This is a genomic window from Psychrobacter sp. FME13, from assembly GCF_014861395.1.
In the GTDB taxonomy this organism is placed as follows: domain Bacteria; phylum Pseudomonadota; class Gammaproteobacteria; order Pseudomonadales; family Moraxellaceae; genus Psychrobacter.
This window is the reverse complement of the sequence record NZ_RRYV01000132.1, coordinates 1-8,584: the sequence shown is the minus strand read 5'-3', so window position 1 is coordinate 8,584 and position 8,584 is coordinate 1. Positions and strand designations below refer to the sequence as shown.

At 39.6% G+C, this 8,584-nt stretch carries 9 protein-coding genes and 1 tRNA gene; 1 reads left to right on the top strand and 9 read right to left on the bottom strand.

Translation table 11 applies throughout. The features are described from left to right. Window positions 1–250 precede the first annotated feature (250 nt). From queF to EI164_RS12615, 9 genes are all read right to left on the bottom strand, one after another. Window positions 251–1,135: an NADPH-dependent 7-cyano-7-deazaguanine reductase QueF gene (gene queF / locus EI164_RS12655; protein WP_192520307.1), complete on the bottom strand. Its 885-nt coding sequence runs from the start codon at window positions 1,133–1,135 to the stop codon at window positions 251–253. A gap of 63 nt (window positions 1,136–1,198) precedes the next feature. Further along, the gene (locus EI164_RS12650) at window positions 1,199–2,026 is read right to left on the bottom strand and encodes a hypothetical protein (protein WP_192520306.1); all 828 of its coding nucleotides are present in this window, start codon (window positions 2,024–2,026) and stop codon (window positions 1,199–1,201) included. Window positions 2,027–2,122: 96 nt separating this feature from the next. After that, window positions 2,123–2,818 carry a hypothetical protein gene (locus EI164_RS12645; protein ID WP_192520305.1) on the bottom strand — a complete coding sequence of 232 codons (696 nt, stop codon included), beginning with the start codon at window positions 2,816–2,818 and terminating at the stop codon, window positions 2,123–2,125. 97 nt (window positions 2,819–2,915) lie between these two features. Beyond that, window positions 2,916–3,611 (bottom strand): hypothetical protein, encoded by a 696-nt coding sequence (locus EI164_RS12640; RefSeq protein WP_192520304.1) that lies wholly within the window; start codon window positions 3,609–3,611, stop codon window positions 2,916–2,918. Between the two features lie 17 nt (window positions 3,612–3,628). Next, window positions 3,629–5,182 (bottom strand): hypothetical protein, encoded by a 1,554-nt coding sequence (locus tag EI164_RS12635; protein WP_192520303.1) that lies wholly within the window; start codon window positions 5,180–5,182, stop codon window positions 3,629–3,631. After that, window positions 5,169–5,315: a hypothetical protein gene (locus EI164_RS12630; protein ID WP_192520302.1), complete on the bottom strand. Its 147-nt coding sequence runs from the start codon at window positions 5,313–5,315 to the stop codon at window positions 5,169–5,171. Before EI164_RS12630 ends, EI164_RS12635 begins: the two co-directional genes overlap by 14 nt. A gap of 105 nt (window positions 5,316–5,420) precedes the next feature. Continuing rightward, window positions 5,421–6,194, bottom strand: coding sequence for an ABC transporter permease (locus EI164_RS12625; RefSeq protein ID WP_192520308.1), 774 nt, complete (start codon window positions 6,192–6,194; stop codon window positions 5,421–5,423). Between the two features lie 29 nt (window positions 6,195–6,223). Continuing rightward, on the bottom strand, window positions 6,224–7,186 hold the full coding sequence (locus tag EI164_RS12620) for an ABC transporter ATP-binding protein (RefSeq protein WP_192520301.1): 963 nt from the start codon (window positions 7,184–7,186) through the stop codon (window positions 6,224–6,226). 231 nt (window positions 7,187–7,417) lie between these two features. Continuing rightward, entirely contained in the window at window positions 7,418–8,050 is a 633-nt protein-coding gene (locus EI164_RS12615; protein WP_192520300.1) for a c-type cytochrome, read from the bottom strand. Window positions 8,051–8,407: 357 nt separating this feature from the next. On the opposite strand from EI164_RS12615, the gene EI164_RS12610 reads away from it, so the two are divergent. Continuing rightward, window positions 8,408–8,484, top strand: a tRNA-Arg gene (locus tag EI164_RS12610). The last annotated feature ends 100 nt before the right edge of the window (window positions 8,485–8,584 follow it).

The window sequence follows — 8,584 nt, the reverse complement described above, 5'->3', positions numbered from 1 at the left end:
TATGTATTGGTATAGTCATAAGCGGATTATACTATATATTTTGGGTTTGGTATTAAAAGCTGTGCCATAAAAAGCGCCTATCTCATTAAATGAGATAGGCGCTTTTTTCTTGGCTACAAGTCGTTATATATTTTGCTCAGCTATAGCCAGATAAATACTCAACCGCTAGCCTTTTTAGACGGATTACTTGCATAACCTACAGTTGGCTGCCTTGTACTCATCTCAGAGCTGTTTAACTATGATAACTGCCCTATTGACGAATCAAACGGCTAGGCTGTGGCAGTAGATTTATATCACTAACACGGCAAGGATTGATATCGATACCACCTCGGCGCGTATACCATGCACGTACCATCAAGGCGCTTGGCTCATAATATCGGCTTAGATCAGCAAATATCTGCTCAACGCATTGCTCATGAAAGCCGTTGTGCTGACGGAAGCTCAAGATATAACGCAGCATATTAGCCGTATTTACAGCCTTATCCGTCGTAATCGATACCGCCAACACGCCCCAATCTGGCTGATTGGTCACCGGACAATTACTACGCAGCAAATTAGAATAAAAACTATAAGGCTGGGCGCCATTATTCACCACATTCTCGCTATTTATTTCTGCGCCATTATCACGCAGCAGCGACGCATCAGGATGCTCGCACAGCGCGACTTTCTCGCTACTATTTGCCAAGGCATCATCAATACAAACGCCATCAGGCTGTGCTATCAATAATCCTGCCTGCTCATTGCCTTGCTCGTCATCTAAGCCAAACAACTCAACGGTGACTTCTGCTTGCACACAAGCCGATAAATCTTTGGCAATCAGCGCCTGCACTTCTACCCAAGTGTCAAATTCAGTGAAATTAATACTGTTCAGATATAATTTCAATGATTTTGACTCTACGATAAATGCCGAGCTAGCAGGAATTCCAAAGCGTGCGATAGCCACTTGCGAGATGCCTTGCTTATTTAACCAAGACAGCTCAAATGCCTGCCACCAATCGACACCAACTGCTAATTTATCGTCTTGCCAGCCAATCGTATCGCGCCCCATACGACGAGCGATAGGATATAGCGTCTCTGGGCTATACTCGGTTGGATAGTCCGTGGTTTGCTCACCTAAAATACCGTGGATACTCATAAAGTGCTTACCTTTCATGCCTAAATACAATGAAACAAAAACCATTCATTTTACAGCAATGAACTATTTTATGGGAATCATTTGCCAGTCTGAGGTAGGCTCAGTCTTCACATAATTAAATCGTACTCGATAAGCAATAGTGTCATGCTCATTCATTTTAAAATAAAAATCTACTAATAAGCTATCATTGGTAATCCATTCAAGCTTTACACTATAAGGGCTTGGATTATACTTACGACTGTCATAAAACTTGAAGTGTTGCTGAAATTTATCATAATCTATATTGCTTCTATCATACTGATAGTTACCGTGTTTGTCCTTTTTCCAAATGAGAACCTCTTCTTCTCCTGGAAACTCAACTTTAACCGTGGCTGCATAAGTCATGTCTGGTGAGAACGTCAAATGCGATCCTTCAAACTCTTGCATAAAGCCCGTGTTTAGATCAACAAATACTGTGTTATTCGTTTCATAGACTTGTCCAGATAGATAAAGCCAGTTTTTATCCTCATCGTAGCGATTTATCAGATAAACATATCTAAGGCCGTCCCCGTCTATGTCCTGTACAGGCGTATCGGTCAATATGATAGGTGCTTCATGATTGGGTATCGTAATAGTGGTTTGGTTTAGCTGACGAGAAACATATCTTGATAATTGTAGTTTTTCGATGAGATTTTTATTATAAATCATCGCACTCTGATCCAGGCAAGCTCGATATTTTGGTTCATCTTTACTATAACAATCCTCACCCCAGTTAGGATAAATAGACCCTTCTATCATCTCCCAAACATAATCATCAATAGTTGCTTTGGGTAAGCTTGCTTGCGCTGAAAGCGTGACAAAGCCAACAGCTAACACGATAAGACTAGTTAACAACAGTTTTGATTGAGTCATGATGTTCCATTGCCATTTTAAAAAAAGATACAGTCAACGCTTATCCTGTCCCAAACCACCAAATATCTTCGTATTTTGATTTACAGATACAGCACTTTAATCAATAGTCATACCTGTAAACATATCGTATTTGCAGTTAACCTTACCCCGGAAGGCTATGAATTTACCATCATACTCGATATAAGTATGAATGGTCTGACCATCCGATAGATATGTCTTATTATTCACTTTGTCCATATACTGCTCATACAGCTTATCAATGATTTCACTAGCGGTTTTATCATCTATATGATCTATTGCTAATTTGAGAGTTTCGATCATCTCAATCCTTTCTTGCTCTAGGAGCTGATGATGATACTGATTTCTTTGTTTAAGACCATAGTTGCCATAAGTTAGCCGAGTAAACCTCTGATCCTCTTTCCAGTAATGCCCATCTAAGCTGCTTTCAACGTAAATATAACTGCCTGAACCTATTAATTTTACTAACGTTTTAAAATTATAAAAAGAACCATAGCTACCATTCCTTAATTTTTTATCATACAAAGACTCCCACAATGGCGATGACCGTATTCTCTCGTTAAACTCCTTCCTAGTCATCAATACGATAGGATTTTCTCTCTCAATGCCTGTCAAGGGTGCTGGTGGTGCATAAAGTGGCTCATCGTTAGGGTCTGGTGTATAACCATCAGGGAAACAGGCACTTTGAAATGCTTCATAGGCGTGCGCTGAAAGTGTGACAAAGCCAACAGCTAACACGATAAGACTGTTTAACAACAATTTTGATTGAATCATGATGTTCCATAGCCATTTTAAAATAAGGATACAGTCAATGCTTATCCTGTCCCAAACCACCAAATACCTTCGTATTTTAATTTATAGCTAGGATACTTTAATCAATAGTCATGCCAGTAAACATATCGTATTTGCAGTTAACCTTACCCCAAAAAGATATATTTTTGCCATCATACTCGATATAAGTATGGATAGTCTCTGCATCCGATAGATATGCCTTATTATTCACTTTGTCCATATACTGCTCATACAGCTTATCAATGATCTCGCTAGCGGTTTTATCATCTATATTATCTATTGCTAATTTGAGAGTTTCGATCATCTCAATCCTTTCTTGCTCTAGGAGCTGGTGGTGATACTGATTTCTTTGTTTAAGATCATGATTGCCATAAGATAACTGAGTAAGCCTCTGACTCTCTTTCCAGTAATGTCCATCTAAATGACTCGTGACACGAATATAACTATTAGCACCCATCAGCTCTCCTAACGTTTTAAAACTATAAGAAGAACCATAGCTACCATACTCTAACTCTTTATCATACAAAGACTCCCACAGTGGTGATAACCGTATTCTCTCGTTAAACTCCTTCCTAGTCATCAATACGATAGGCTTTTCTCTCTCAATGCCTGTTAAGGGTTCTGGTGGCGCATAAGGCAGCTCATCGTTAGGATCTGGTATATAACCATCAGGGAAACAAGCACTTTGAAATGCTTCATAGGCGTGCGCTGACAGTGTGACAAAGCCAACAGCTAAAACGATAAGACTGTTTAACAACAATTTTGATTGAATCATAATAATAAAGCTGCCTGTTATTTGATACTTCTATCCTGACGAATGAGGTTCCATTGCCATTTAAATAAAGAGAGTAAACTGTCTTCGTATGGATTTTTTATTTCCGTATTGATTTTATTTGGATAATCCATCACGTTATCTGTGTAGCCTTGATAAAAAGCATGAGGTGTCGACTGACCGTTGTCAAAAGTATGAGGTAAGCTAAAACTATGGCCCAATTCATGAGAGATCTTTCCTAACCTAGTATTACCAGATGCAAACATAACGACTGTGTTTCCCCAGACGGTTTTTTTGGCAGAACAACTAGAACAAAGTGTCTGCTCTGTATTTTCTGCCGCCCCGTAGACTGCATAACTGAAATTTCCTGATAGTGGCTTATATACAGGAAAGTCTGTAAAAAAGACATATGTTTTTTGGTTATCACCATCATCATTAAGCTTCAGCTTACGGGCATCCTCATAGAGTGCTACCATTGTATCGCTAAAGGATTTAGCATGTCGGCTATCTATATAATAAGTATTTGTCGCAGGGTTAACCTGAATATAAGTCTTCATATTCTTATTTAAATTATCCAACATAGGTCTGGTAAACTGCTCACTGTTGGTGATATCCAAACTTGGCTCTCTACTCACCGTGCCTTGAACTAACGATTGGTTTAAAAAATACCGATTAACATACTGTTGTATGTCAATAGGATTAGGCATGGGAGACTCTTTTCCGTTCTTGAAGATGATGTAAGGAACTGCCTTAATATCAGCTTGCTTGATCGTATCATTCGGGTACACACACAACAAACCAACCGTTTTGGTTATTTTTTTAGTAGTAGCGATGATCTTAATGACTCTCACCTTATCACTACCAGTCGTGGCGGTAATATTTATTTTTTTACTGTTATCTCTATAGCGTCTAATCACTTTATTTTGCAGTTCTGGACCGTCAAAATGTCGCTTTAACTCAGTCTCACTCCCTCCCAGCAAATCAGCCAAAGTGCTAATACCTGGTGCTGTGATGCTGATACCACTATCATTGCCCGCATCAAACGAGATAGCAATACTTTCAGGACTCTGCAATGGGCAGATAGCTACTCCTAACAGTTGTTCTTGCTCCACTTGTAAGTATAGATCTACGCCAGTACTATTTTCATCTGAGCTATAACTGGTTGGAAAAATAGATAACCAAGCTGGTACGTAAGTTTCTTTTAGTACTGTTTCGATACTTTCAATTTCAGCGATTTTTTTGTCTGAAGAACTAAACCTACTATATTCATTAATTAAATCTTCAACTTTACCTTTATATAATCTCATAAGTGTAGTGTTATTTGTTGAAGGATCTTTACCTAATTCATATACTTCCTCAATATCGTAGATATACTCATCTCTTAGCCAATCAAAACCATAACTGCCATCATAATAATCTATAGAGCCTTTTATCTCATTAGCTGATAACGGCTTGATATCAGGCCGTCTAAAATGTACGGTAAACGGTTGCATTCTAGATATAGTAATTATAGCCGTACATTGACCCGTTCCAGTTGTACTTGTGGATGTTGGCAAATGACTAGAAACTGCCATAATTGATACCTTCAATCTGTAGATAAATTTGCATATTATAGACCATCTTTAACTTATCAGCGTGATTGAATACTGCCATTAACAGACCTGCGGTAGCAGCCTTACTCATACTGCTTACAAAGATTTTATACATAAAAAAAGCCCAACAATATTGGGCTCTTATAATAAGGTTATCAGTCTATGAATTACAAGCTACTTATGACAAATGACGACTTATAAACCTCCGTCATCTTTTAATTTATAAACGCACACGTGAGCCATTACTGAGCAAGCGATAGGCGATGGTATAAAATATCGCACAGAATACAAAAATAGCCGCCATCGAATACCAAACATTGACATCAGAGTAGCCAAGGATACCGTAACGGAATGAGTTGACCATATAAACGATAGGGTTCAATAACGAGATATTTTGCCAAAATGGTGATAGATTTTCCATCGAATAAAACACGCCACCAAGATAAGTAAGCGGCGTCAACACAAAGCTTGGAACGATAGAAATATCATCAAATGAGCGAGCAAACACGGCATTGATAAAGCCGCCAAGTGAAAATAAGATAGACGTGCCTAGTACTGTAAATACGGTCACAAATAAATGCTCAATACCTAAATCGGTAAAAAACAGCGCTACTATCGAGACAATAACGCCAATAGCCAGCCCGCGGAAGATACCGCCACTGATATAGCCCATCAAAATCGCATGTTTGGATACTGGCGATACCAATAGCTCTTCGATACTGGCCGTGAATTTGGCACTAAAGAAGCTCGAAACAACGTTAGAGTAACTGTTGGTAATGATCGACATCATAATCAGACCAGGTACGATAAACTGCATATATGGCACGCCGCCCATCTCACCCACACGCGAGCCAATCATCTTACCAAAGATAATGAAGTAAAGACTCATCGTGATGACTGGTGGCAGCAACGTCTGTGGCCAAATTCGCAAAATACGGCGAACTTCTTTTAACAGAATAGTGCGAAAAGCAATCCACTTTTTGCTCAATGACATGGTTTTATTAGGATCTATTATTTCTTGACTCATAACCCCGCCTCCTTCATGCTATCTGCACTTTGAATATTTTTATCCACCAAGCGCATAAACAGCTCTTCTAGTCGATTGGCTTTGTTGCGCATACTTCCTACTGTAATACCTTGCTCTGACAGCTGTTCAAAGACACTATTCAAAAACTCACCTTCCGTTAACGTCACTTCTAGTGTCTGCTCATCAGGCTGTGAAACTCCTGTCACTCCTTCCAAAACCACTTGATTGGTAAGCGGTGTTTCTAAATCAAAGACAAACGTCTCAACGGATAGCTGCGCGAGCAAATCTTTCATTTCTGTATTAATACGAATCTCACCATGATCCAAAATAGCAATACGCTTACATAGCTGCTCCGCTTCTTCTAGATAATGAGTAGTCAGAATAATCGTGGTTTTTTCTTCGATATTAATTTGCTGCATAAATTCCCACATAGAGCGGCGTAGCTCGATATCGACACCAGCAGTCGGCTCATCCAAAATCAATAATTTTGGCTTATGAATCAGTGCGCGTGCGATCATCAGACGGCGCTTCATACCACCTGATAGCTCACGTGATTTACTATCGCGTTTATCCCACAGACCAAGTGCTGTTAGCAGTCTTTTCGCTCTAGGACGTGCTTCTTTAGCAGAGATACCAAAGTAACCTGCTTGGGTAATCAAAATATCTTCGACTTTTTCGAACATATTAAAATTAAACTCTTGCGGTACGATTCCAAGATATTGCTTAGCAACAGATGGGTTCTCTAGTAAATCAGTACCAAAAATATGCACACTGCCTGTCGTAGGCTTAAATAACGAACTAATAATACCAATCATCGTTGACTTGCCTGCACCATTTGGACCAAGTAACGCAAAAAATCCACCTTGCGGTACGGTTAAATCCACCCCTTTTAGTGCTGAAAAACCATTGTCATAAGTCTTGGATAAATTCTTTATCGTAAGTGCTGGTACCTCAGACATGAAGACCTCTTTGTTTGTTATAAAGTATGTAAAAATATTTTGAGATGATAACTGTATATAAGATATATTGTAATGTCATAAAATGAGGTTGCTGTTTGAGAATTTCAACCACAATACGCCTTAAGTCTCATATTGATAATATTGATGATTAAAAAAGCGCCTATCTCATTGAGTGAGATAGGCGCTTTCTAGATATAAATCGTAAAAGCTTAGCTAAGCACTTATTAAAGATTAGCTTGCTGCTTCAACCATATAATCTACAGCATTTTGGACTTCTTCGTCAGGGATGTCTGCGCCACCTTTTGCAGGCATTGCATTAAAACCGTTGATAGCATGGGTATATAAGGTATCTGTACCTTTTGCTATACGAGGTCCCCAAGCGCCAGCATCAGCGAAAACAGGAGAGCCGAGCAAACCAGCTGCATGACAAGTATGACATACGGCATTATATACAGCCTTACCATCACGAGGTCCATCACCAGCTGCTGGACCAGCAGCACGTGCAGTTACATCACAGACTTCATCGTCTTCAAAGCATACGGTAGCCACAGGCTGAATACGAGCAATCAAGTTAGGATATAATGCAATAAGCTTTTGCACTTGCGGCGTATCTTGTGGAATTGGCTCTTCTTCAGCAACAGGTGCTGCAGCGGCAGTTTCTTCAGTGGCAGCATCGCCCTCTGTTGTATCAGCAGCAGCTTCGGTGTCAGTATCTGACTCAGTTGGTGCGCTTTCTACAACTTCTTGCGTTGCTGCTGCATCAGAGGCAGCTGCTGGCGTTTCTACAACACTTTCGGCTTGGCTCACCGCGATACTAGCAATTCCTAGAATGGCAGCTGCCGATAACATAACTACTTTTCTCATTCGTCACGTTCTCTTATTACATGTACAAAGGCTTGCACGGCTCAGACAAACTGTTTGTCCTCCTTTGATGATAACTAGTCATCAATAGCAAACAGAGTGCTAGCATGCTGGCACACTTGTAATCGGTGATTATAAATATGAATTCTCCCTAGCATTATAAGGGAAAAGACAGGTAAATTGCCATGCCTGTTTAATGACTATCTTGTTTTTTCTGAAAAAACATTAATCTCAGCCTTGATTTATTGGCTTTATGCTATTTATTTGTTAGACTAAGCGGTCTTTATTTTTCGATACTTCATAAGACCTTTGACACCTGTTAAGGTACTGTGTTGATCAATATAGCAGACTGTTTATTATGCGCTCGTAGCTCAGTTGGATAGAGTATCGGTCTCCGAAGCCGAGGGTCGTGGGTTCGATTCCCGCCGAGCGCACCACTATTTATAGCTTAAGTTTTGTTCAAATATCACCTCAAGCATTATTGTAGTGGCATAATTAAATTGGACAACTGCTAAGAGGCTATACTAACCCAAAGAA